This is a genomic window from Pseudomonas sp. NPDC090208 (assembly GCF_044746785.1).
GTDB lineage: Bacteria > Pseudomonadota > Gammaproteobacteria > Pseudomonadales > Pseudomonadaceae > Aquipseudomonas.
Map to the genome: position 1 here is coordinate 398,115 of NZ_JBIVCU010000002.1, position 24,276 is coordinate 422,390.

Here is a 24,276-nt window from a genome sequence, read left to right on the forward strand (position 1 = left end):
CTCCCACAGGTGAATTTGATGGTGGCCTTGGAAAGTTGTACGCGGGTCTGTACAGGTCAGGCGAGGAACTGTGGGAGCGGATTCATCCGCGATGCAATCTTTCAGGCGACATGGATTTGCCGACCCAACGGACCTCTCGCGAATGAATTCGCTCCCACAGGTGGAGCATGGCGACTTTAGAACGTGGTACGCAGGCCCACTTCAATGCTGCGTCCCTGTGCCGGTGCGATATCTCGCAGGATCGAGCTGGCGTAGCGCACGGTCTGGTTGGTCAGGTTTTCGCCGTTGACGAACGCCAGCCACTGGCTGTCGCCCACATTGAATTTGTATCCGGCGCTGGCGCCCAGGGTGGTGTAGCCATCGGTGCCGCTTTCGTTGTCCGGCACGCGATGCTGGGAGGCGGCGTGTTCGACATCGATGCGCGCCTGCCACTTGTCCAGCTCCCACAGCAGGCCGCTGTTCAGGCGCAACGGCGCAATGCGCGGCAGCGCTTCGCCGGTGTCCAGGTTCTTCGCCCGGGTGTAGTCGCCGGACAGTTCCAGGGCGAAGTTGCCGTACGGCGTCTGCGCCAGTTTCCAGTGGTCCTGCGCCTCGATGCCAGCAAACCGGGCGCGCACGCCGGAGTAGGTGTATTCCGGAATGCCGTCCGGGTCTTCTTCGCCTTCGTCATTCAGCGTGCGGCCGGTGCCGAGCAGGCCGATGTAATTGGAGAAGTGGCTGTAGAACACGCCGACACTGCCTTTGTGCGTGCCGTTGTCGAAGCGCAGCGCCAGGTCGCTGGACACCGCTTTTTCCTTCGACAGATCGGCGTCGCCGACTTCATAGGTGCCGGTGGCGACGTGGGCGCCGTTGGCGTACAGCTCGTAGAACGTCGGCGCGCGCTCGGTGTAGCCCAGCGTGGCCGCCAGCGACCAGACCGGCGTCAGCGTGTACACCGCGCCCGACGACAGACTGCCAGCGGTAAAGCTGCTGGAGCGGTCGGCGTTGGCGAAACGCTCGTTGCCATTGCCGTCCGGGTCGACGGTGGTGTGTTCCAGACGGCCCCCGAGGCTGAGTTTCAGGCGGTCGGTGGCTTGCAGCTCTTCAAGAATGAACAGCGCGCCGCTGTCGGTATCGGTGTGCGGCACGAAGGCTTCTTCGCCCAATGCGGAAAACTCGCTGCGGCTGACCTGCGCGCCAATCACACCTTCCAGCGGGCCGAGAGGCTGGTGGCGGGCCTCGACGCGCGCCTCGTAGCCCTTGTTCTTGAAGGTCGTGCCGACTTCGCCGTCCTCGATTTCCATGTGCTTGTACTCGGTGTAACCGGCATCGAGTTTCACCGAGGTGAACGGGCCCGAGAGGTTGCGGATTTCCGAGGCGAAGGCGTAGTGGTCCTGCTTCATGCGGATGCGCACGTCCTGCTCGGCGGGCGATCCGTAATTGCTGTCGTAGTTGCTGTAGGACAGCCCGGCATAGCCGTCATCCCAGGTGTAGGAGCCGCCGATGGCACCGCCGTCCTGGCGTCCGTCGCTGTTACCGAGGCGGTGTTTCTTGTCCTCGCCATCGGGGTCGCGGGCACGTTGATCGGCGGTGCGGGCGAAACCGGGGATTTTCAGATCGTTGAACTCGCGGGCGTTGGCGTCCAGGTGCAAGGCGAAGGTGCCGTTGCCGGCTTCCAGTTTGCCGGCGCTGCTGCGCGTGGTGTCGGCGCCGCCGTAGCGCAATTCGCCAGCACCGTGAATGCCTTCGATGGCTTCGGTGGGGATGCGGTTATCAAAGGTGTTGACCACGCCGCCGATGGCGCTGCCGCCGTACAGCAAGGCCGCCGGGCCGCGGACGATTTCGATGCGGTCGACGTTGACCGGGTCCAGCGGCACCGCGTGATCGTAGGACAGCGAAGACGCATCCAGCGCACCGACGCCGTTGCGCAGCAGACGAATGCGGTCACCGTCCAGGCCGCGGATGATCGGGCGACTGGCGCCCGGACCGAAATACGACGAAGACACGCCGGGCTGCTTGTTCAGGGTTTCGCCGAGGCTGCCTTTCTGCTGCAGGGTCAGATCGTCACCGCTGAGCACGGTGCTGGGCGACGCCAGTTGATCGCTGCCCAGCGGGTTGGCGGTGATGGTCTGTTGTTCCAGCTCGATGGCGTAGGCCGGTGCCGTGACCAGCAACGCAGTGGCCAGCGGCGTCAGGCGCCAGAGTCGGGAGGAGGAGGGACGGGACATGCAGGATTTTCCTTCGCAGGCTGTTTCAAATTGATTCGCCTTGTTAGTGTTATAACATAACAATAAAAATGCAATCATTTTGGAATCGAGCTACAGCACGCAGGGCCAGACGCTATGCTTTCCGGCATTGGACCAGAGATCCTGTGGGAGCGAATTCATTCGCGATGAGGCCGTAGGCTCGATAAATCCGTGTCGTCTGATCCTCAGCATCGCGAATGGATTCGCTCCCACAAAAAGGCAAACGGTGCGCGCGCGTCTTCCCAGGGCAGACCGCCTCGGCTAAGGTGCGCACCTCGCGAAATCTCCATCTTCACTCCGTACAAGGGCCACCCATGACCACACCGAACACAGACCCGCTGCATGGCGTGACGCTGGAGCAGATCCTCAACGCGCTGGTCGAGCACTACGAGTGGTCGGGGCTGGCAGAGCGCATCGACATTCGCTGCTTCAAGAGCGATCCGAGCATCAAGTCGAGCCTGACGTTCTTGCGCAAGACGCCGTGGGCCCGGGAAAAGGTCGAAGCCCTGTACGTCAAGCTTGCCCGCACCAAACGCTGGTAAGGCGGGCGCCGACTCACATCGTCAGGGATTGAAACCGATGTTCAGTTCAACGCTGCACCTGGCGCCAGGACAGCGCCGTTACGCCACCTTCGCTGCCGTGCTCGGCTGGTTCGCCCTTGCCGTGCAGCTGTATCTGATCCTGTGGGGGCGCTGGGTCGACCAGAGCAGCCTGCTGGGCGGGCTGGTGAAGTTTTTCAGTTTTTTCACCGTGCTGACCAACACCCTGGTCGCGACGGCGCTCACCTGCGCGGTCACTGACCGCCATTCCATCGGGCACCGTTTCTTCCGATCGCCCATCGTCTGCGCCGGGATTCTGGTGTGCATTCTGATCGTCGGCATCGCCTACAGCCTGCTGCTGCGCCACCTGTGGAGCCCGCAAGGCTGGCAGTGGCTGGCTGACGAGTTGCTGCACGACGTGATGCCGCTGGCGTTTCTTGTCTACTGGTGGCTGTACGTCGACAAGGGCACGCTGCGCCTCAAGCATGTGCCGCTGTGGCTGCTGTATCCGGCGCTGTACTTCGGCTACGTGCTGTTTCGCGGCGACATGATCGGCGACTACGTCTATCCGTTTCTCGATATCGGCACGCTGGGCGTGCGCGGGGCGCTGATCAATGCAGCGGGCGTGCTGGCGGGGTTTGTCGGGATTGGGTTGGTGGTGTGGTGCGTGGACAGAGTGCGGGGATGAGCGTTCACACGCCCCCCCCTGTAGGAGCTGGCTTGTCCTGCGACCGGCTGCGCAGCAGTCGTAAATCCGGTAAGCACGGTGTGTCAGGTGAGTCGCATGCACAGAATTTACGACGGGTTCCCCGCCGGTCGCAGGACAAGCCAGCTCCTACAGTTGCTTATTCGTCGTCCGACTCGCTCAAGCGCCAGTAACCGGCAGCCTTCACCGCCGCTTCATCAAGCTTGAACTCATCCAGCAACACCCGCCGAACCTTGCGCGACAGCGCCGATTCAGTCGCCACCCACGCATACAGATCGCCTTCAGGCAGGGTCAGTTGGCGGGTCACGTCGAGCAGGTCCTGCTCACCACGCACCACCCAGATCACCTCGACCTCGGCCTTGCTGACGAAGGTCTGCCGCTCGGCCAGATCCTCGATTTCCACCGCCGCCAGGACACGGCGGCCTTCCGGCAATTCCTCAAGACGACGAGCGATGGCGGGCAGGGCGGTTTCGTCGCCGATCAGCAGATAGCTGTCGAACATGTCCGGCACGATCATCGAGCCGCGCGGGCCGGCAATGTACAGAAATTGCCCTGCTTCGGCCTGGGCTGCCCAGGTGGCAGCAGGGCCGTCGCCATGCAGCACGAAGTCGATGTCCAGCTCGCCGGAAGCGGCGTCGTAGCGGCGCGGCGTGTAATCGCGCATGGCCGGACGCGGGCCGTCGTTGCTGCTGCCGGGCATGAAATTGTCCAGCGCGGCCTGCTCTTCCGGCGTGGTGGCAAACAGCAGTTTGACGTGATCGTCAGTGCCCAGGCTGATGAAGCCGGTCAGTTCCGGACCGTGCAGGGTGATGCGGCGCATGCGCGGGGTGATGTCGGTGACCCGCAGGACCTGCAGTTTGCGGCGTTTGATTTCGTGGCTGACGCGGTGGATCGATTGCGCTGAATTCATGCGGACTTCTCCGGCGAGGAAGGGGTGCCATCGGCGACGGCTTTGGCAGTGGCGTTGAGCAGATCGCGGACCCGGGCGATTTCTTCTGGGGTCCAGCGACCGTGGTGCATGTGCAGGGCGTGGCGCAGGTTGTGCACCGCTTCATGGATCTCCGGCGGCCGGTCATGGCCTCGCAGCGAGCGTTTGCTGAGTTCGATGCGCATCTTCACGCCGTCCAGAGCGACGGCCTGCTCATCGAGAAACTGCTGACCGGCCTCGGTGATGCGGTAGCGCTTCTTGCCGCTTTCGGCATCGCCTTCGATCAGTTCGCTTTCTTCAAGGAAAGTCAGCGTCGGGTAGATCACGCCGGGGCTGGGCGTGTAGGCGCCGTCGAACAGGCCTTCGATCTGACGGATCAGGTCATAGCCATGGCAGGGCTGTTCGGCGATCAGGGCCGGCAGCAGCAGTTTCAGGTCGCCGGGCGCGAAGACCCGAGGACCGCGTCCGCCGCGTTCACGGCCGGGGCGCTTTTCAAAACCGTCGGCATGATCGCCGAACGCGGGGCGATGGTGACGGGGGTGATCGTGTGAGTGGTCTCTCATCGTTCTCTGTCTCTCGTTACATTTAGATATACCTTAAGATATATCTTAAGCGCTGCGCAAGACAGGTTAAGACGAACGGTTCTCATCTTTGGGGGGCAGAATGGTTTGCAGAGGCTTTTGTGGGAGGGAGCCCTGCTCGCGAAGGCGTCTGGCCAGACACTGCAATGCTGACTGACACGACGCTTTCGCGAGCAGGGCTCCCTCCCACAAAAAAGCGTGTTATCGAGAAAGGCTTGCCACCTGCGTCGCCGCTGGCGCCTTGCACTGGCTGTACGTTCCCGGCTCCAGATAGCGATTGAGTATCGGCGCCATGCCCTTGAGCACTTGCACGGGCAGGGCCGAGGTGAATTTGAAGCTTTCGGCGGCGCGACCCGGCACATAGGCGGTCAGCGTGCCGAAGTGGTTGTCGCCGATGTAGAACACGAACGTCGCCGTGCGGTTGAGTGAGCGCGACGCCAGAATCCGCCCGCCGGAACCGAAGCTTTCGATGCGGTTGTCGCCGGTACCGGTCTTGCCGCCCATGGCCAGCGCGGTGCCGTCCTGGGTCTTGAAGCTGCCGGACACGCGCCGCGCCGTACCGGCGTCCACCACTTGCGACAAGGCTTCACGCATGGCCGTGGCGACTTCCGATGGCAGCACTCGTTTGCCCAGTTCCGGGTTGTTGTTGAGCAGGGTTTCGTAGGGCGTGTCGGCGGCGAAATGCAGGCTGTCGATGCGCAACACCGGCAGACGAATACCGTCGTTCTGGATGATGCCGATCAACTCGGCCAGCGCCGCCGGACGGTCGCCCGAACTGCCGATAGCGGTTGCCAGCGACGGCACCAGATGGTCGAACGGATAGCCGAGTTTCTGCCAGCGCTGGTGAATGTCGAGGAAGGCTTCGATCTCCAGCATGGTGCGGATGCGGCTGTCGCGGGCGCTCTTGTGCTTGCTCTTGAACAGCCAGCTGTACACCTCCTGACGCTCGAAACGGCTGGCGGCCACCGCGTCCTTGAACTTCGCTTCCGGGTTTTCCAACAGATAGCCCACCAGCCACAGGTCCAGCGGGTGAACACGGGCGATATAGCCCTGATCCGGCAGGTCGAACTTGCCGGGACCGTAGGCCCAATAAAGGTCGTCGAGGCGTTTTTCGGTCAGCGGCGGTTGATGAATGTCTTTCACCGTGTGCGCGCGGACGAAGGCGTTGAACGCGCTCTGGCTGGCGTTGGGCAGCAGATAGCGGTGTACGGCGGCCAGCCGGCTGGCGGTCGGGTGTACGCCGTCGAGGAAGGTGTCGAGGCGGTCCTGAGTAGTCTTGTCCCTGTAGCGCTTCCAGAAACGCAGCAGGAACGAACGGCCTTCGCGGTCGGCAAAGTCGGCCAGGTACTCCTGACGGCGCGGGTCGCTGTCGTCCTTGAGCAACACGGCACTGTTGCTCGGTGCCTGATAGGTGCTGTAGCGCACCAGGTCGCGCATCAGGCGAATGAACGGCAGGTTGATCGATTCGCGCAGGGCTTCGCGCAGGGTCGGGTTGCGGCCGTTGTCTTCTTTGCGGAAGTTGTTGAAGTGATGCAAGCCGCCACCGGTGAAAAAGTTCTCGCCGGGACTGGCCGAGTATTTGCGGTCCAGCGCTGCGGCGAGCATTTTCGACAGGTCGCGGTCGTTGTTCTGGATCATGTAATCCAGCGCCCAGCGGGTCAGCCGGTCGGGTTCTTCCACCGGCACTTTTTTCAGGTCGGCCACGCTTTGCCCGGCGTACTTGTCGTGCAGTTCAGAGATGATCTGCAGATAGGTGGTCAGCACCCGCATCTTCGCCGTCGAGCCCAGTTCCAGCTTGCTGCCTTCGTTGATGTCGAACGGCTGATCGGTGCTGTCGGTCTGCACCCGCACCCGCGAGCCATCGATGTCGCGCTCGAACAGCGTGAAGCTGTACCGCACCGCCTGGGTGCTGGTCGGGGTCAGCAGATGCTCGCCGATCAGCCCCAGCTTGCCGGCGAATTCCGGGTTGGCGAGGTCACGCAGGTATTGGCCGATGCTGGTCTGCAGGTCGTTCTGCAGAGTGCTGGTGGCGGACAAGTCGAGGCGGTCAAGGTCATACAGCGGCCGGTTGAGCATGTTCGACAGCCGCGTACGGGCGACGGTGATGCCCTTGTTGGTTTCGATGGGCTGCACGGTCGGTTGCTGCACCCAGTCGCGGTACGTGACGGTCGCCGCCAGCGCGGCATCGGCCAGCTTCTGATCGATGACCTTGCTCTGTGCCAGCAGGCGGATATGGCTGTCGGTGAGATCGGCCAACTCCTGACGCCCCTTGGCGAGGAAATGCGAAGGGCGACGCTGGGCGATCACCAGCGACAGCACTTCACGCAAGGCCAGGCCCTGTTCGGCGAGGGTCTTTTCGTCTTTGGCCGGCGAAGCCAGCAACTGGTTGGTGCGGTCGAAGTCGGCCCCGTACCAGACCCGCAGTCCTTCAGCCATGCCGTGTACTTCACCGTGGCCCGGTACTGCCGACAGCGGCACGGTATTGAGGTAGTCACGCACCACGCGCTGGCGGGCTTCCAGGGTCTGCGGCCCCGGCTGGTAGGCGCGCACGCTGGCGGAAATCATCTGGCGAATCTTTTCGCTGCCGGACTGAGTCAGGCCGTCGGGCGAATGGCGGTATTTCTCCAGTTGCGTGGCCAGGGTGCTGCCACCGGCCGACTGACCGGGCAGACCCACTGCCTTGGCCACCTGGGAAACGGCGGCCTTGAGGAAACGTGGCCAGTCTACCGCCGGGTTGGCCAGTGGTTGACGCTGGTCCAGCAGGTCACGGTTTTCGATGAACAGCAGGCTGCTCACCACCACCGGCGGAATGGATGAAAAGGTCGGGTACAACTGCTGCGGATAGGTGAATTGGTAGAGGGAATCACCACGGCAGTCGGCAATAGTCAGACCGGACTGGCTCTTTTCCTGGTAGGGCACGAAAAAACCGTGTCTGGCGTAGGACAGCAGCTCAGGCGAAAAGCGCGTCTGCTCGGTGATCCGATAGTCGCGCTTGAGCAGGCGTGGCAGAAATTCGTCCAGCGACGAATAGCCCAGACGTTTGTCGAACGGCCCATCGCCGGGATAGAGAATCGAGTCGCTGGGGCCGGGCTCCAGGGTATAGGCGAGATTATGGGCGAACTGGCTGAATTCCCGGGCCTGCAGCTTGGAGCTGCGGGTTTCGGTGCGGATCGCAAAGGCCAGAATCACGGCCGCCATGATCAGAATGACCCAGAACACGCGCCACACATAACGCCTGTGGCGGGGGCTTGCAGGCACTGGAACGTCACCTTGACTGTCAGCCGCAACTGCAGTCTTTTTCTCATCGGAATGCCACAAAGCGCCCATATCGTTGGCCCGGTTAAACCTGTTAATCGCACCTGGTTACAAGCGTAGACGCTGGCCGTCGATGGTGAAAATTTTGTGATTGTGCGGTCAGATTTTCCGATGGGGCGTTGACGGCGAGGTGCTTGTGTAGGAGCCAGCAAGCCGGCTCCCACAGGGCGAGGTGGGTGATTACATACGCACCGGCACAGGCGCCACCTTCGGCGCCCCGAGCCGCTTGTTCAGCTCCAGCCAGTTGGACAGCAGCAACATCGCCGCCAGCCCCAGCAGCGCCGTGATCACCCGCATCTGCCAGGCATCGTCGGCCAGGGCATTGGCCATGTCGGCCAGCGGCGCGAGCAGGACGCCCAGACAGAAGATTTCCAGCGAGTAACGGCCCATGCGGCAGGTTTGCTGAGCCGGCCAGTTGTCCAGCCAGCCGGTCGAGCGTGGCAATACACTGGCGACGACATACACCAGTGCGATGAAGTGCAGCAGGCGCAGCGGCGACAGGTTGGTCTTGTCGATCGGGTAGATCAGCTCGGTGAAGGCCTTGGGCAGCAGCGCGTCGTGAACGTCGGGGAATTTCCACAAAAAAGTGATGGTTCCGGCGATCAGCATGTACAGCACCGCCAGCAGAAACAGCGGCCGTTGCCACAGTGGCCGTGAATGCCCGGAGATGACCGCAGGTCGTTGCGTGTAGACCGCCACGGCACCGCCCAGCACGAAAATCAGTTGCCAGGCCACCGGGTTGAAATACCAGTAACCGCCGCCTTCGTAGGCGCGCAGGTTCCAGCCGTAGATCGGCACCATCATGTACAGCGCGATGGACAGGCCCACGGCCACGGCGACGTTGCGCAGCATGATCGGCAGGATCAGCGGCAGTGCAGCCATCAGCAGGATGTACAACGGCAGCGGGTCGGTCAGGTTGGGCTTGAAGCGCAGCAGCAGTTCGTCGGCCAGCGCCTGTTGCGGGTTGCCGACAAAATACTCGAGGCCCATCTCGCGGACCATGTCACGGGTTTCGACGTGATTGTTGGCAACGAAAATGATGCCCATCAGCAGCGTCAGCAGAAAAATATGCGCGACATACAGCACCCAGGTGCGGCGCAGGATGCGCAGGCAGGCGACGACATAACCGTCGCGCTGAGCGATGCGCCCGTACGCGGTGACAGCGGCGAAACCGGCGAGAAAGACAAAGACCTCCGCTGCGTCGCTGAAGCCGAAGTTACGCAGGGTCAGTTGCGCGAAGGGGTTGTCGGGTACGTGATCCCAAAAAATGAAGATCAGCGCCAGACCTCGAAAGAAGTCGATTCGATGGTCGCGTCCGTTCGTCATGACGGTGGGCTCTTGCAAAGATATTTAAAGAAGATAGGCCGCGGCGGGCCTTGGTTCCGCACCGTCAGCGGCGGCTGATCGGCGGCGCGAAGGGTGGCGGGTTTGTCATGTAAATGCAAAGAAGGGGTATTACAGAATGTCTCAGCTTTACAGTCAGGTTTTATGAGTATGCAGGAGCTGGCTTGTCCTGCGACCGGCTGCGCAGCAGTCGTAAAATCGCTACATGCGGTGTTTCAGGCAAGTCGCGGGCTCAGGTTTTACGACGACTGCGTCGCCGGTCGCAGGGCAAGCCAGCTCCTACAGGAAGCAGGAGCTGGCGTCTTGATCAATCGATCTGATTAGGCTCGAAGCTGTCTGCCCGCGCCATCCGCCACATGCGCGAATAGAAGCTGTCGTCGACGATGCCGTTGAGCAGTTGCCCCGGGTGCAGGAACACATGGGACTGCGAGAACAGTTTCACTTCGGTGGCCGACTGACGGCGCACCAGGTGTTTGGCTTCCAGCTGGTTCGGTGAGTCCAGACCGGCGGCGGCAATCATCTCCGCCAGTGCGTGCAGGGTGCTGCGGTGGAAGTTGTACACGCGCTGCGCCTTGTCCGGTACCACCAGCGCACGCTGGCGCAGCGGGTCCTGGGTGGCGACGCCGGTCGGGCATTTGTTGGTGTGGCAGCTCTGCGACTGAATGCAGCCGATGGCGAACATGAAGCCGCGCGCCGAGTTGGCCCAATCGGCGCCGATGGCCAGCACACTGGCGATGTCGAAAGCGCTGACGATCTTGCCGCTGGCCCCCAGCTTGATCTTGTCGCGCAGGTTCAGGCCGACCAGAGTGTTGTGCACGAACAGCAGGCCTTCGCGCATCGGCACGCCCATGTGGTCGGTGAACTCCACGGGTGCTGCGCCAGTGCCGCCTTCGGTACCGTCGACGACAATGAAGTCCGGGAGGATGCCGGTCTCCAGCATGGCCTTGGCGATGCCCATGAACTCCCACGGGTGGCCCAGACAGAACTTGAAGCCCACCGGTTTGCCACCGGACAGCTCACGCAACTGGGCGATGAACTGCATCATCTCCATCGGCGTGGAAAACGCGCTGTGCCGCGACGGCGAAATGCAGTCTTCGCCCATCGGAATGCCACGGGTGTCGGCGATTTCGCGGGTCACCTTGTGCTTGGGCAAGATGCCGCCATGGCCCGGTTTGGCGCCCTGGCTCATCTTGATTTCGATCATCCGCACCTGCGGATCCTGCGCCTGCCGGGCGAATTTCTCGGGGTCGAAACGGCCGTCCTCGGTGCGGCAGCCGAAATAACCGCTGCCCAGCTCCCAGGTCAGGTCGCCGCCGTTTTCCCGGTGATACGGACTGATGCTGCCTTCGCCGGTGTCATGGGCGAAGTTGCCCAGCTTGGCGCCCTTGTTCAGCGCCCGAATGGCGTTGGCGCTCAGCGAGCCGAAACTCATTGCCGAGATGTTGAAGATCGACGCCGAATACGGCTGTGTGCATTGCGGCCCGCCGACGGTGACGCGGAACTGGTTGTGATCGGCCAGCGGCGCCGGGCGCATCGAGTGGCTGATGAATTCGAAGCCGGTCTGATACACGTCGATCAGCGTGCCGAACGGCTTGTCCGCCGACTCGTTCTTGGCCCGTGCATACACCAGCGAACGCTGGGCGCGGGAGAAGGGCAGGGCGTCGCTGTCGGACTCCAGCAGGTACTGGCGGATTTCCGGGCGGATGGTTTCCACGGCGTAGCGGATATTGCCCAGGATCGGGTAGTTGCGGCGTACCGAATGCGGCACCTGGATCAGGTCGAAAATGCCGACCAGGCTGAGCAGACCGGTGACGAGGGTGAAGGGCCAGAGCCATTCGTGGTGCAGGAATGGCAGGCTCAACAGGGTGAACAACACGCAGCCGACAAAGAAGGCGTAGCGACTGAGAAGGGACAAGCTCATAGGCTCTCCAGAAGGTCTTTACACGGTTAATAAGGTAGCGCTGTACCGCGCCTTTTTCGGCAAGACTTTTTGCTTCGTTTCACGCGCTCTGCGCCTGAAGAAAAATCGAAAACAGCTCGGACTGCGATTTGATCCCGAGTTTGCTGTAAATATGTTTCTTGTGTACGCGCACGGTCTCCGCCGAGATCTCCAGTTTGCGCGCGATCTCCTTGCTTGAGCAGCCGCTCAACATCAGCCGGCCGACATCCAGTTCGCGGGCGGTCAGTTGCGCCCCCCGGCTCTGTTGCACCGACGCTTCCAGTTGCGTGCGCCAGTCATTGACCGGCAAGTGCGCCATCTGTTCCGGCAGTGCCTCCAACAGCGGTTCGGCCAGTTCGAAGGGTAGACGCTGGCGCAGCAGGGCGATGACCCACGGCTGAATCATCGACAGCAAGGCAATCTGCTCGGCGTCGAAACGCCGGGTCGAACCCAGCGACAGGCACAGCGTACGGTCATGATCGAGCTGGCAATTGAACTGGATTTCGTCGGCGACGACATTCACACGAAAGTATCGTTGATAGTACTCGGTGAGTTCGAAATGCTCCGGCGCCACTTCGGCCAGACGGAACAGGCCGCTCTGCGAGCGCTCGCGGCTGGCGATATAGAAGGGGTCGAGCAGGTACAGGCCCTTGAGGTAGTCCTGAAACAGCTGGTCGGGACTGCCGTCTTCGGCGGGGGATTCGGCGAAGACGTGGGGACGCTCCGTGGAGCTGAATTGCAGGGCCACCCAGCTATCGAAGCTGACGTACTGATTGAGCAGGCGCACCAGTTGAGCCCAGAAGTTCGGCCGGTCCAGCGCCTCGATCAACTGCGCGACCGAGCGGTGCCAGGCGATGTCCTGCAGAGCGATTGTCATGGTCTACCCCTATTGGGTTACTACAGCTGCGTAATTCCCCGTAACACTTGCTGATGCGCATACTGCCCGCAGAGCCAATGATCGGGCCAGCATTTTATGCCCGATCGGCCACGTGACTCGATAAGGAGAACCCATGAAGGTCGAATTAGCCCAACTGACGGGCCAGGACAATGGCACAGCCCATAACCTGAAACAGGCGCTCAACGCGATTGCCGCCTGTGCCAGCGACACCGCGCTGATCGTATTCCCGGAAACCCATCTGATGGGCTTCCCGTCCAGCGAGACCGTCGCTCAGGTGTCCGAAGCCGTTGACGGTCCGACCGTTCAGGCGATCATCCAGGCTGCACGCGCACGCAATGTTTCGGTGGTGATCGGCATGGCCGAAGCCGACGCCGGCCAGTTCTACAACACCACCCTGCTGATCACCCCGGAAGGTGTGGCCCTGCGCTATCGCAAGACTCATCTGTGGGCGTCCGACCGTGGTGTGTTCAGCGCGGGCGATCGCTACGCGACTTGCCTGTGGAACGGCGTACGGGTCGGCATGCTGATCTGCTACGACATCGAATTCCCCGAGTCGGCCCGTGCCCTGGCACAACTGGGCGCCGAGCTGATCATCGTCACCAACGGCAACATGGACCCGTACGGTCCGACCCATCGCACCGCGATCATGGCCCGCGCCCAGGAAAACCAGGCGTTCGCGCTGATGGTCAACCGTGTCGGCGAGGGCGATGGCGGTCTGGTTTTCGCCGGTGGCAGTGCGCTGGTCGACCCGTTCGGCACGCTGCTGCATGAAGCCGGTCGCGAACAGACCCAGTTCAGTCTCGAACTGGACCTGACCCGGCTGCAGGCCGCGCGTCGCGATTACAGCTACCTGAACGATCAGCGCCTGCGTCTGCCGGGCGAAGTGGTCGAGCATGCCAACGGCGTGCGCGAGTTGTTGATTCCGCAACACCCATAAAAGCAGTGATGTCCGGTCGCCGCCGTGGAGCGCGCGGTGGCCGGTGACGCCCAATAAAAGAAACGCCTTTGTTCTGCCGAACTTTTCTCTGCCATAAAACCTATAAATCCGGAGTAGTCGCTCATGGCTCGTTTGCAACGCACCCTTTCACTGGGGGCGGTGGTGCTGTTCGGCATCGCCTATATGACTCCCATCATCGTGCTCGGAACCTTTGGCATCCTCGCGCAATCCACCGGCGGCATGGTGCCGGCCTCGTACCTCGCTGCGCTGGTGGCGATGTTTTTCACAGCCTTGAGCTACGGGCGCATGGCCGCGGCTTTCCCGGTCGCGGGCTCGGCGTACAGCTACGTGCGCAAGGCGATCAGCCCCAAGCTGGGCTTCATCGCCGGCTGGGCGGTGCTGCTCGATTACCTGTTCCTGCCCATGGCCATCTGGCTGATCGGCGCGGCGTACCTCGGTTCGGCGTTCCCGTCGGTGCCACAACCGGTGTGGGTGCTGGCGTTCATCGTCACCACCAGCCTGATCAACATCGTTGGCCTGAAGCTGGCCAACACCGTCAACGCACTGCTGATGATCGTGCAGTTTCTGGTCCTCGCCGCGTTTGTCGTGCTGTGCATTCATTACATCGGCGGTGACGCCAGCAAACCGCTGTGGACCCTGACGCCGTTCCTCAATGGCGACATGCAGATGCCGTTGATCATGAGCGGTGCGGCCATTGCCTGCTATTCGTTTCTGGGCTTCGACGCGGTCAGCACCCTGACCGAAGAAACCCGCGACGCTCGCCGCACCATTCCGAAAGCGATCATGCTGATCACCCTGATCGGCGGTTTGATCTTCGTCGGCGTGTCGTACTTCGTGCAGTTGGCGCACCCATCGGCGCAGTTCGAAAACGTCGATTCGGCGGCCTATGAAATCGCCCGCAACATCGGTGGTGACGTGTTCGTGACCATCTTCCTGATCGGCCTGATCGTCGGCCAGTTCGCTTCGGGTCTGTCCGCCCAGGCCAGTGGTTCGCGTCTGCTCTACGCCATGGGCCGCGACGGTGTGTTGCCCAAGTCGTTCTTCGCCGGTCTGAGCGAGCGTTACGGCACCCCGGTCAACAGCATTCTGCTGTGCGCGGTGGTGGCCCTGCTGGCGCTGAAACTGGACGTGACCACCTCGACTTCGTTCATCAACTTCGGCGCGTTCCTGGCGTTCAGCCTGGTCAACCTGTCGGTGATCTTCCATTACTGGATCGGCGGCGAAAAACGCGGTCTGCGCGAACTGCTGCTGTTCCTGATCTGCCCGCTGATCGGCCTGGTCGCCGACCTGTGGCTGATGATCAGCCTGGACAAACTGGCGATCATCCTCGGTGTCAGCTGGCTGGTGCTGGGCTGCATCTACCTGGCCTGGCTCACCGGCGGTTTCCGTCGCCAGCCACCGGAGATGGATTTCCAGGAAGCGGCGTAAGCTAAAGCGCTAAACCTGTAGGAGTGAGCTTGCTCGCGATTGCGTCATATCAGGCGATGCGATGTCGACAGGTATGCCGCTATCGCGAGCAAGCTCACTCCTACAAGTCATGTGGCGTGCAGAGAATGCGCGGAGACTCTTTTTCTTCTGCATTCCGTCCAACAAAAGGGGCGGGGACTGGACTAACGGCGCAAATTGCTTTTAGCTCTGCGACCTGAAATCCAGGAGCTTCCCCTTTGAAAAAGTCAGTCGCCATCGTCTTCGGTGGGCAATCCTCCGAACATGAAGTGTCGTTGCAGTCGGCACGCAACGTGATCAATGCGATTGATCGCAACAACTACTACGTCACCCTGATCGGTATCGACAAGCAAGGCCACTGGCTGCGCTTCGACGAACGCGATTACCTGCAGAACCCTACCGACCCCGCGCACATCAAACTCAGCGAATCCGGCCGTCTGCTGTCGCTGATGCCGGGCGCCAGCGGCCCGCAATTCGTCGAAGTGGAAACCGGCCTGGAAGTGCCGCGCATCGACGTGGTGTTCCCGCTGATCCACGGCAGCTACGGCGAAGACGGCTCGTTGCAGGGCCTGCTGCGCCTGCTCGACATTCCCTTTGTCGGCCCGGACGTGCTGGGTTCGGCGTCGTGCATGGACAAGGACGTGACCAAGCGCCTGCTGCGCGATGCCGGGATTGCCGTGGCGCCTTTCGTGGTTCTGCACCGTGGCGAGTCGGTGGATTTCGTCAGCGTTTCCGCACAGCTGGGCCTGCCGCTGTTCGTCAAACCGGCCAGCCAGGGTTCGTCCGTTGGCGTGAGCAAGGTCACCGACGAAGCCAGCTACGCCGCTGCGCTGAAACTGGCCTTCGATTACGACCACAAGGTGCTGATCGAGCAGGGCATCGTCGGCCGCGAAGTGGAATGCGCGGTGCTGGGCAACCATGAGCCGCAGGTCAGTGTCTGTGGCGAAGTGGTCGCCAACGACGAGTTCTACGCCTACGACACCAAATACCTGAACGACGGCCAGGCACGCACCGACATCCCGGCCAATCTGCCTCAGGACCTGAGCGACGAAGTGCGTGAAGTGGCCTTGCAGGCTTACCGCGTGCTGGGTTGCGCCGGCCTGTCGCGGGTCGATTTCTTCGTCACCGAGGCGCGGGAAATCATCATCAACGAGGTCAACACCATCCCCGGTTTCACCTCCATCAGCATGTACCCGAAACTCTGGCAGGCCAGCGGTCTGACCTACCCGGAACTGATCGACCGGCTGATCGTGCTGGCGCTGGAGCGTGCCGAAGAAAACCGCGCGCTGAAAACCGAGGTGGTGCTGTGAAGGTCATTCGCATCGCTGCCGCGTTGCTGATTGGCGCCGATGGCCGGACGCTGCTGGTGCGCAAGCGCGGCACCCAGGCGTTCATGCAGCCGGGCGGCAAGATCGATGCGGGCGAGTCGGCGGCACAAGCGCTCGCCCGTGAACTGCACGAAGAACTCGGCCTGATCGTCGACGCGGAACAGGCGGCGTTTCTGGGTGAGTTTTCTGCGGTGGCGGCCAATGAGCCGGGCTTTGAAGTGAACTGTCAGCTGTATCGACTGCATGTCGAGCAAGAGGTGGTTCCGGCGGCGGAGATCGAGGAAATCGTCTGGGTCGATGGCGGCAACCTCGATCACCTGAACCTGGCGCCGTTGACCCGGGATTCGATTCTGCCGTTGTATCGGTCGCTGTTGTCGGCGTAACTCCGTCCGGGCCTGGCTGACTACATATCCTGTAGGAGCTGGCTTGTCCTGCGAGCGGCTGCGCAGCAGTCGTAAATCCATTCGCATTGGCCGTGCCAGGTAATACGCATTGACTGGTTTTACGACGACTTCGTCGCCGCTCGCAGGACAAGCCAGCTCCTACAGTTAAACCAGCGCCTACAGGTGCATGGCGATTCAGCGCACCGCACTCACCCCATCCAGCGTCGAGAACGACGTGTCCTTGGCCGTCAGCAGGAAGTCGCGCATGTACGGCGCATCCAGCATGTCGGCGCGGATCGCCGCATACAGCGTGGCGAACAGACCTTTCTCGCCCAGACGCTTGGCCTTCACGTAACCCCTTGAACTGTACTCATGCAGCGCCCAGTGCGGCATGCCACAGACGCCACGGCCGCTGGCGACCAGTTGCATCATCATCACCGTCAGTTCGGACGTGCGCACCTGCGCCGGCTCGATGTCGGCCGGCTCCAGGAAACGCGTGAAAATGTCCAGCCGGTCGCGCTCTACCGGGTAGGTGATCAGCGTTTCACTGGCAAGGTCTTCCGGCACCACGAAGGGTTTGCCCGCCAGCGGATGCTGATTGGCGACAGCCAGCATCGCTTCGTAAGTGAACAGCGGCACATAGGTAATGCCTGCCAGGTCCACCGGGTCTGAGGTCACCACCAGATCCAGATCGCCACGGGCCAGAGCGGGCAGGGGGGCGAAGGCGAAACCGGAGGCCAGGTCCAGTTCGACTTCCGGCCAGGCATCGCGGAACTGGTCGATGGTCGGCATCAGCCACTGAAAGCAACTGTGGCATTCGATCGCCATGTGCAGCCGCCCGGCCACGCCACCGGCCAGCCGGGAAATGTCGCGTTCGGCGTTGCGCAATTGCGGCAGCACGGCGTCGGCCAATTGCAGCAGGCGCAGCCCGGCGCTGGTGAAGCGCACCGGCTTGGTCTTGCGCACGAACAGCGGCATGCCCATGCGCTCCTCCAGCTCCTTGAACTGGTGGGACAGCGCGGATTGCGTGAGATGCAGACGATCAGCGGCCTCGACCAGACTGTCGGCCTCGCGCAAGGCGTGCAGGGTTTTCAGGTGGCGTATTTCCAGCACCAGCGTGCTCCATGAACAAAACTTGTGATCGCAGAATATACGATGAGCCTGCTTCATGTAACACGCAGTGTCGAAAACGCCACTCCTGAGAAGCCCGCTCAACTGCTTTTACTTGAAGCTTGCCGCTTGCCACTTGTATCTGTCGCCGACCGTTCAGCTCTCTTCATCAAACTGTCACGCAACTGTGGCAGCGCGACCGGGAAAACTTCATCAGACTCGCGGCCAATTGGGGTTCTGCGTGCCGGTATTTTTCAATGCGTGTTGTCTTCTTTCTGGCTGCCTTGCTGTGCAGCCTGCCGTCGTTTGCGGCTTCTCGATGTGACGTCGACGTTCCCACCCAAGTGGCCGAACTCGATCAGGTACACATTGCCTATCAGAGTATCGGGCGTGAGTCCGATCCGGCCTTGCTGCTGGTCATGGGCCTGGGCGGCCAGTTGATCCACTGGCCGGACGAAGTGGTCGTCGCCCTGTGTCAGCAGGGTTTCCGGGTGATTCGCTACGACAACCGCGACGTCGGCCTGTCGAGCTGGGTGCAGGCGCCTTCCAGCGCCAACCTGACCTACGAAGTGCTGCGCTTCAAGATCGGCCTGCCGGTGTCGGCGCCGTATTCGCTGACCGACATGGCCGAAGATGCGCTGAGCCTGATGGATACCCTGCATGTGCAGAAATTCCATGTGCTGGGCGCCAGCATGGGCGGCATGATCGCCCAGCATCTGGCCGACATGGCGCCGCGTCGGGTCGAGAGCCTGACCCTGATCATGACCAGTTCCGGCGCGCCCGGTCTGCCGATGCCCAACCCGGCGTTGCTGCAACTGTTGGCCCGCCGTGGCGCGCCGGACCGGCAGACTGCCATCGAACAACAGGCCGACCTGCTGGCGGCGCTGGGCAGCCCGGAGGTCAAGGATGATCGGCAAAAACTGCTGCAACAGGCGGCGATTGCCTACGATCGTGCGTTCAACCCGGAAGGTGTGAAACGGCAGATTCTGGCTATTCTGGCCGAGCCCAGCCGGGTCGACCTGCTCAATCGCCTGCGCGTGCCGACCCTGGTGGTGCATGGCACGGCGGATCCGTTGTTGCCGGTGATGCACGGCATTCATGTGGCAGCGCACATTCAGGGCAGCCAGCTGCGGCTGATTCCGGGGCTGGCCCATCGTTTTCAGGAGGCTTTCAAGGCGCCGTTGCTGGCGGCTGTGCTGCCGTATCTGCGCGAGCATCGTGACGATGCGTCCCATGTGGCACAACTTTGAATAGCGTCAACGTCCGTAGGAGCCGGCTTGCTGGCGAACCGTTTTGCCAGTCACCACGGGTGCAACCGATCCTGCGTATTCGCCAGCAAGCCGGCTCCCACGGCCTTCGGCCAGAAGCAGGGCCAATATGGCATTCCGGAGTTTGTGTGTGAGGCGTACAGGCGTATCGTGCGAGCTTTCCTCATTTGTTCGAGACTGCCATGAGCACTCCGCTGAAAATCGATTTCATCTCCGACGTGTCCTGCCCCTGGTGCGCCATTGGCCTGCATGCCCTGAATCAGGCCTTGGACCATCTGAAAGACGAAGTGCAGGCGCAGATCCACTTCCAGCCGTTCGAGCTGAATCCGCACATGGGCCCCGAAGGCCAGAACATCGTCGAACACATCGTCGAAAAGTACGGCATCACCCCGGAACAGGTCGCCGCCAACACCGAAAACATCCGCCAGCGCGGTGCCGAACTGGGCTTCGTCTTCAAGCTGGGCGAGCGGGGTATCTACAACACCTTCGATGCTCATCGTCTGCTGCACTGGGCTGAACAGGAAGGTAAACAGCAGGCACTGAAAGAAGCGCTGCTGGTCGCGTATTTCAGCCAGCATGCCAACGTGTCCAACCACAAGGTACTGGCCGACGTTGCCGAGAAAGTCGGCCTGGACCGCGCACGCGCAGAAGCGATACTGGCCTGTGGCGAGTACGCCGGGGAAGTGCGCGAGCTGGAGAATCTGTGGGTGTCCCGTGGCGTCAGCTCGGTGCCGGCCATCGTCTTCAACGATCAATATCTGGTCTCCGGCGGCCAGCCAGTGGACGTGTTCGTCAACGCCATTCGTCAGATCGTCAGCGAGCAGGCCAGCGTGATCGACCCTGCCGGCTGATCGCGCCATCATCGCGGATAAATCCGCTTCCACAGGGGAATGTTGCACCTTCGTGGGAGCGGATTTATCCGCGAACAGCTACAACTGTCTGCGCAATTCTTCAGCGTGATCCCAAAAAACCGCTTGCCTCCATCCACCCCTTTCGGATATCAATTTGTACATGATTAGACAGGTTCGCTTTGACAAGAAAACCCGCGTGGTCGAAGAGCTCGCCCGACGCATTGAAAGTGGTCAGATGGGCGCCGGCGAATTGCTGCCGGGGGAAAACCTGTTGGCTCAGGAATTCAACGTCAGCCGCGGCACGCTGCGCGAAGCGCTGAGTGAACTCAAGCGCCGCAATTACATCGCCACGCAAACGGGTGTCGGCTCCATCGTCACCTACGACGGCATTTCGCTGGATCAGCGCGCTGGCTGGGCGCAGGCGCTGGCCGATACCGGCGCCAGGATCAGCACCGAAGTGCTGCGGCTGGTGGCCGTACAGCGGCCCGATCTGGCCGGCCGTTTCGGCACCGAGCAGTTCATCGCTCTGGACCGTCGACGCAAGGCGGCAGACGGCAGCGTGGTGTCACTGGAGCGAGTGTTGGTGCCAGCGGTCGACGGGCTGGAAAACCTGCCCCGTGACGGCCTGATCGATGACTCGCTGACCGTGACCATGGCCGCCTACGGCTATGTCGGGGATCGCGGCGATCAGTGGATCGGCGCCGAACCGCTGAGCCAGGACGACGCCGCGCTGGTGCTGCGCGAGCCGGGTGTGGTGTTTCTAAAGGCGATCCGGACCACGTTCGACCGCCAGCAACGTTTCATGGAGCACGTGGAAAGTCTTCTGGACCCCGTGCATTTTCGTCTGCATCTGGCATTTGGATCGAGTACATGACGGCACTGATCGATATTCGCGACCGAGGTCTGGGCGCTTTTTATGGCCTGGCCCTGGGCGACGCACTGGGCATGCCCACGCAATCGCTGAGTCGCGAGCAGATCAAGCAACGCTTTGACTGCATCACCACGCTGACCGCTGCCGACGCCGATCAGCCGATCGCGCCGAACATGGCTGCAGGTTCGATCACCGACGACACCGAACAGGCGGTGCTGGTGGCCGAATTGCTGGTGGCCGGTGGCGGCCGTATCGAACCGGCGGACCTGGCGCAGAGCCTGATCGACTGGGAAGCGGTGATGCAGGCCAAGGGCTCTCAGGATTTGCTGGGCCCGTCGACCAAACGTGCCATTGAAATGATCCTCGCTGGCCACAGCCCTGAAGAAGCCGGGCGTTACGGCACCACCAACGGCGCGGCAATGCGCATCACCCCGGTCGGCATCGCGGCAGATGTGGCAGACGAGGCGTCGTTCATCGAATCGGTGAAGCAGGCCTGTCAGGTCACCCACAACACCAATCTGGGCATTTCCAGTGCGGCGGCGGTGGCGGCGGTGGTCTCGGCCGGCCTCAACGGCGCGACCCTGAACGACGCGCTGGCGACCGGCGTGCGCATCGCGGCTCAGGCGGAAAAGCTGGGTTACTGGATTGCCGGCGGGCGCATCGCCGCACGCATCGAATGGGCCAAGCAGCTTTGTCACGGCTGCAGCAACGCGCAATTGCCCGAATTGATCTACGACGTCATCGGCACATCGGTGGCCTCGCAGGAATCAGTGGTTGCGGCCTTCGCCCTGGCCCAACAGGTGGCGGCGGACAAACTGTCGGCCTATGACGCGGTGTGCATGGCCGCGAGCCTGGGCGGCGACACTGACACCATCGCCGCGATTCTCGGCGCCATGCTGGGTGCTTGTGAGGGCATGCAGGCGTGGCCCGCCGGGTTGATCGAACAGATCAAGACCGTGAATGGACTCGAACTGCAACCACTGGTCGAGCATTTGCTGTCCCTGCGCGCGGTCTGAACCGGCGCGACAGTTCATCGAATCGAACAAGACACACATCGCCCCGGCAAACGGGGTGACATGGGGAGCTGCATGCTGTCGAAAGCCCCCGAACCGACACGGATGTCACTTGCTTTGCGTACTGCCCACAACCAGAACAAATGGCAACAGGAGCATTTCCCATGACGTCATCCAACGCCAATCAAGGCGCAGGACAACTTGAAACACGCGGCATCGAGCCGGTTCCGGAAAACGAGTGCAACGGCCATCCGCTGCAGCTGTTCTGGGTCTGGTTCGCGGCCAACATCAGCATTCTCGGCTTGCCGCTGGGCGCGACCCTGGTGGCCTTCCGTGGCTTGTCGATCGGCCAGGCGATCATCGTCGCCATTCTCGGCGCGGCCGGCTCGTTCGCCGTGGTCGGGGTGATTTCCATCGCCGGCCGCCGTGGCCGGGCGCCGAGCCTGACCCTTTCCCGCGCTATCTTCGGCGTGCGCGGCAACATTGGCCCGACCATCGTCTCGCTGATGTCGCGCCTGGGCTGGGAAACCGTCAACACCACCACCGCGGCATTCGTGCTGTTGTCGTTGTGCTCGATCCTGTTCGGCACCCCGGTAGAGGCGAAAAGCGCGCCGGGCCTGACCCTGGTGTTCATCGCCATCTTCGTGCTGCTGACCCTGACCGTTTCCGGCCTCGGCCATGCCACGCTGCTGGTCATCCAGAAATGGGCGACCTATATCTTCGGCGCGCTGAACATTGTGGTCGGCGGTTTCCTGATCGCGCACATCGACTGGAGCGCCGTGTTCAACGCCACCCCGGCACCGCTGAGCGCGATGATCATCGGCGTCGGCACCATGGCTGCCGGCACCGGTATCGGCTGGGCCAACGCCGGTGCCGACATGTCGCGTTATCAGCATCGCAGCGTCAAGGCCGCGCGTCTGGTGGCCTCGGCCGCATTCGGCGCGGGTATTCCGCTGGTGCTGCTGATCACCCTCGGCGGCCTGCTGTCGGTGGGCAACGATCACCTGGCCTCGGCCACCGATCCGATCATCGCCATTCGCGAACTGCTGCCGACCTGGATGGCCGTGCCGTACCTGATCACCGCGTTCGGTGGCCTGCTGCTGTCGAACAACCTGTCGGTGTACTCGGCGGGCCTGACCACGCTGACCCTGGGCCTGAAGATCAAGCGCGTGCATGCGGTGATCGTCGACATCGTGGCGATCTTCGCCGGTTCGATCTACTTCATGCTGATCGCCGACAGCTTCTACGGTCCGTTCATCACTTTCATTTCCATGCTGGCCGTGCCGATCACCGCCTGGGTGGGGATCTTCGTCGTCGACCTGATCCATCGTCACTATTATTCGGCCAAGGACCTGATGGACCTGTCGCCGCGCAGTGCCTACTGGTATCGCGGCGGTGTGGAGTGGCGTGCGCTGGGCGCGTGGGCGCTGGCCATCGTGCTCGGCTTGAGTTTCACCACCGTCGCCACCACGCCGGAAAACGTGTTGTTCAAAGGCTTCCTGTCGGATTCCTGGTTCGGCCATAACGGCCTGGGCTGGATCGTGACCTTCGTGGTTGCCGGTGGATTGTATGCTCTGCTCGGCGGTTCCCGCGACCGTCGTGTCGTTACCGAAGAGGCTGCTCATGCCCGCTAGATTGCTGTACACCGGCCAGGTCGTGGTGGACCTGGTCATGGCCCTCGATGCCTTGCCCCGCTCGGGTGGCGATGTGCTCGCCCGTTCGGCGGCGTTCGAAACCGGTGGCGGTTTCAACGTCATGGCCGCTGCCCGTCGCAACGGTCTTGAGACGGTCTATCTGGGCCGGCACGGCAACGGTCGCTTCGGCGATCTGGCGCGTCAGGCCATGGCGGCCGAAGGCATCGACGTCGCCACACCGGCCTCGGACGATCAGGACACCGGTCTGTCGGTGGCGCTGATCGAGCCGTCGGCGGAGCGCTCGTTCATTTCCTACGTTGGCGCCGAGGGCGGCCTGTCCGCCAGTGACCTGCACAGCATCACGGTGCAGGCCGAAGACTATGTGTTCGTCAGCGGCTACAGCCTGCTGCACAAAGGCAAGGTGGCGACCCTGCTGGGCTGGCTCGGCGAGTTGCCGAAGGGCGCGGGCGTGGTGTTCGATCCGGGGCCGCTGGTCAATTCGCCGGACAGCCTTGAAATGCAGACCGTGCTGCCGCTGATCACCCTGTGGACCAGCAACTGCGAAGAAGCGCTGCGTTTTACCGGCTGCGCGGACATCGCCCAGGCGCTGGATCGCCTGGGGCAGTGGCTGCGTGACGATGCACTGATCGTGGTGCGCGACGGTCCGCAGGGCTGCTGGTTGCGTCAGCACGGCGAAACCCGGCATGTCGATGGTTTCCCGGTCGAAGCCATCGACACCAATGGCGCCGGCGATGCCCATGCCGGCGTGCTGCTGGCGGGCCTGGCGGCAGGCCTGCCCACCGAGCAGGCCGCCCTGCGCGCCAACGCCGCCGCCGCTATCGCCGTGACCCGCTGGGGCCCGGCAACCGCGCCGGTGGCGGATGAAGTGGACCGTCTGATCGGTGAATAGCTTTTTGTGGGAGCGAATTCATTCGCGAA

General features: G+C 62.3%; 20 protein-coding genes. 12 read left to right on the forward strand and 8 right to left on the reverse strand.

All coding sequences use genetic code 11. The annotated features are described in order from the left end of the window. Nucleotides 1-176 precede the first annotated feature (176 nt). The gene (locus ACIPL0_RS04860) at nt 177-2,207 is read right to left on the reverse strand and encodes a TonB-dependent receptor (protein ID WP_400592940.1); all 2,031 of its coding nucleotides are present in this window, start codon (nt 2,205-2,207) and stop codon (nt 177-179) included. A gap of 332 nt (nt 2,208-2,539) precedes the next feature. Between ACIPL0_RS04860 and ACIPL0_RS04865 the strand changes: the two genes are divergently transcribed. Together ACIPL0_RS04865 and ACIPL0_RS04870 are read left to right on the forward strand one after the other, a co-directional pair. Continuing rightward, nucleotides 2,540-2,767 carry a VF530 family protein gene (locus tag ACIPL0_RS04865; RefSeq protein WP_274135493.1) on the forward strand — a complete coding sequence of 76 codons (228 nt, stop codon included), beginning with the start codon at nt 2,540-2,542 and terminating at the stop codon, nt 2,765-2,767. 37 nt (nt 2,768-2,804) lie between these two features. Then, the gene (locus tag ACIPL0_RS04870; RefSeq protein ID WP_400592937.1) at nt 2,805-3,452 is read left to right on the forward strand and encodes a Pr6Pr family membrane protein; all 648 of its coding nucleotides are present in this window, start codon (nt 2,805-2,807) and stop codon (nt 3,450-3,452) included. Nucleotides 3,453-3,609: 157 nt separating this feature from the next. On the opposite strand, the gene ACIPL0_RS04875 is transcribed toward ACIPL0_RS04870, so the two are convergent. The 6 genes from ACIPL0_RS04875 to ACIPL0_RS04900 all read right to left on the reverse strand — a co-directional run bounded on the left by ACIPL0_RS04875 (nt 3,610) and on the right by ACIPL0_RS04900 (nt 12,454). Then, nucleotides 3,610-4,380 carry a siderophore-interacting protein gene (locus ACIPL0_RS04875; RefSeq protein ID WP_400592935.1) on the reverse strand — a complete coding sequence of 257 codons (771 nt, stop codon included), beginning with the start codon at nt 4,378-4,380 and terminating at the stop codon, nt 3,610-3,612. Next, the gene (locus tag ACIPL0_RS04880) at nt 4,377-4,961 is read right to left on the reverse strand and encodes a PadR family transcriptional regulator (protein WP_400592933.1); all 585 of its coding nucleotides are present in this window, start codon (nt 4,959-4,961) and stop codon (nt 4,377-4,379) included. The genes ACIPL0_RS04875 and ACIPL0_RS04880 overlap by 4 nt, the downstream gene beginning before the upstream one ends. Before the next feature lie 219 nt (nt 4,962-5,180). After that, the gene (locus ACIPL0_RS04885; RefSeq protein WP_400592931.1) at nt 5,181-8,306 is read right to left on the reverse strand and encodes a transglycosylase domain-containing protein; all 3,126 of its coding nucleotides are present in this window, start codon (nt 8,304-8,306) and stop codon (nt 5,181-5,183) included. Nucleotides 8,307-8,474: 168 nt separating this feature from the next. After that, nucleotides 8,475-9,620 (reverse strand): OpgC domain-containing protein, encoded by a 1,146-nt coding sequence (locus ACIPL0_RS04890; RefSeq protein ID WP_400592928.1) that lies wholly within the window; start codon nt 9,618-9,620, stop codon nt 8,475-8,477. 325 nt (nt 9,621-9,945) lie between these two features. Next, a complete protein-coding gene (locus tag ACIPL0_RS04895; RefSeq protein ID WP_400592925.1) occupies nt 9,946-11,559 on the reverse strand; it encodes an FMN-binding glutamate synthase family protein in 1,614 nt (537 codons plus the stop codon). A gap of 79 nt (nt 11,560-11,638) precedes the next feature. Further along, nucleotides 11,639-12,454 (reverse strand): response regulator transcription factor, encoded by an 816-nt coding sequence (locus ACIPL0_RS04900; RefSeq protein WP_400592922.1) that lies wholly within the window; start codon nt 12,452-12,454, stop codon nt 11,639-11,641. Nucleotides 12,455-12,587: 133 nt separating this feature from the next. On the opposite strand from ACIPL0_RS04900, the gene ACIPL0_RS04905 reads away from it, so the two are divergent. The 4 genes from ACIPL0_RS04905 to ACIPL0_RS04920 all read left to right on the forward strand — a co-directional run bounded on the left by ACIPL0_RS04905 (nt 12,588) and on the right by ACIPL0_RS04920 (nt 16,590). After that, nucleotides 12,588-13,412, forward strand: a complete 825-nt coding sequence (locus ACIPL0_RS04905; RefSeq protein WP_400592920.1) for a carbon-nitrogen hydrolase family protein — start codon at nt 12,588-12,590, stop codon at nt 13,410-13,412. A 123-nt stretch (nt 13,413-13,535) separates the two neighbouring features. Further along, nucleotides 13,536-14,861 (forward strand): APC family permease, encoded by a 1,326-nt coding sequence (locus ACIPL0_RS04910; RefSeq protein ID WP_400592917.1) that lies wholly within the window; start codon nt 13,536-13,538, stop codon nt 14,859-14,861. A gap of 236 nt (nt 14,862-15,097) precedes the next feature. Next, nucleotides 15,098-16,189, forward strand: a complete 1,092-nt coding sequence (ddlA, locus tag ACIPL0_RS04915) for a D-alanine--D-alanine ligase (RefSeq protein ID WP_400592914.1) — start codon at nt 15,098-15,100, stop codon at nt 16,187-16,189. After that, the gene (locus ACIPL0_RS04920; RefSeq protein ID WP_400592911.1) at nt 16,186-16,590 is read left to right on the forward strand and encodes an NUDIX domain-containing protein; all 405 of its coding nucleotides are present in this window, start codon (nt 16,186-16,188) and stop codon (nt 16,588-16,590) included. The genes ddlA and ACIPL0_RS04920 overlap by 4 nt, the downstream gene beginning before the upstream one ends. Before the next feature lie 195 nt (nt 16,591-16,785). Here the strand turns inward: ACIPL0_RS04920 and metR are convergent, their stop codons facing one another. Next, nucleotides 16,786-17,703, reverse strand: coding sequence for a transcriptional regulator MetR (gene metR, locus ACIPL0_RS04925; RefSeq protein ID WP_400592908.1), 918 nt, complete (start codon nt 17,701-17,703; stop codon nt 16,786-16,788). A gap of 254 nt (nt 17,704-17,957) precedes the next feature. On the opposite strand from metR, the gene ACIPL0_RS04930 reads away from it, so the two are divergent. The 6 genes from ACIPL0_RS04930 (at nt 17,958) to ACIPL0_RS04955 (ending at nt 24,247) form a co-directional block, all read left to right on the forward strand. Next, the gene (locus tag ACIPL0_RS04930; RefSeq protein ID WP_400731315.1) at nt 17,958-18,950 is read left to right on the forward strand and encodes an alpha/beta fold hydrolase; all 993 of its coding nucleotides are present in this window, start codon (nt 17,958-17,960) and stop codon (nt 18,948-18,950) included. A 200-nt stretch (nt 18,951-19,150) separates the two neighbouring features. Continuing rightward, nucleotides 19,151-19,819 (forward strand): DsbA family oxidoreductase, encoded by a 669-nt coding sequence (locus ACIPL0_RS04935; protein ID WP_400592903.1) that lies wholly within the window; start codon nt 19,151-19,153, stop codon nt 19,817-19,819. Between the two features lie 160 nt (nt 19,820-19,979). Next, nucleotides 19,980-20,693 carry a GntR family transcriptional regulator gene (locus ACIPL0_RS04940; protein ID WP_400592900.1) on the forward strand — a complete coding sequence of 238 codons (714 nt, stop codon included), beginning with the start codon at nt 19,980-19,982 and terminating at the stop codon, nt 20,691-20,693. Beyond that, nucleotides 20,690-21,706: an ADP-ribosylglycohydrolase family protein gene (locus tag ACIPL0_RS04945; RefSeq protein ID WP_400592897.1), complete on the forward strand. Its 1,017-nt coding sequence runs from the start codon at nt 20,690-20,692 to the stop codon at nt 21,704-21,706. The genes ACIPL0_RS04940 and ACIPL0_RS04945 overlap by 4 nt, the downstream gene beginning before the upstream one ends. A 161-nt stretch (nt 21,707-21,867) precedes the next feature. Continuing rightward, on the forward strand, nt 21,868-23,337 hold the full coding sequence (locus ACIPL0_RS04950; RefSeq protein WP_400592894.1) for a purine-cytosine permease family protein: 1,470 nt from the start codon (nt 21,868-21,870) through the stop codon (nt 23,335-23,337). Beyond that, nucleotides 23,327-24,247 carry a PfkB family carbohydrate kinase gene (locus ACIPL0_RS04955; protein ID WP_400592892.1) on the forward strand — a complete coding sequence of 307 codons (921 nt, stop codon included), beginning with the start codon at nt 23,327-23,329 and terminating at the stop codon, nt 24,245-24,247. Before ACIPL0_RS04950 ends, ACIPL0_RS04955 begins: the two co-directional genes overlap by 11 nt. Nucleotides 24,248-24,276 lie beyond the last annotated feature (29 nt).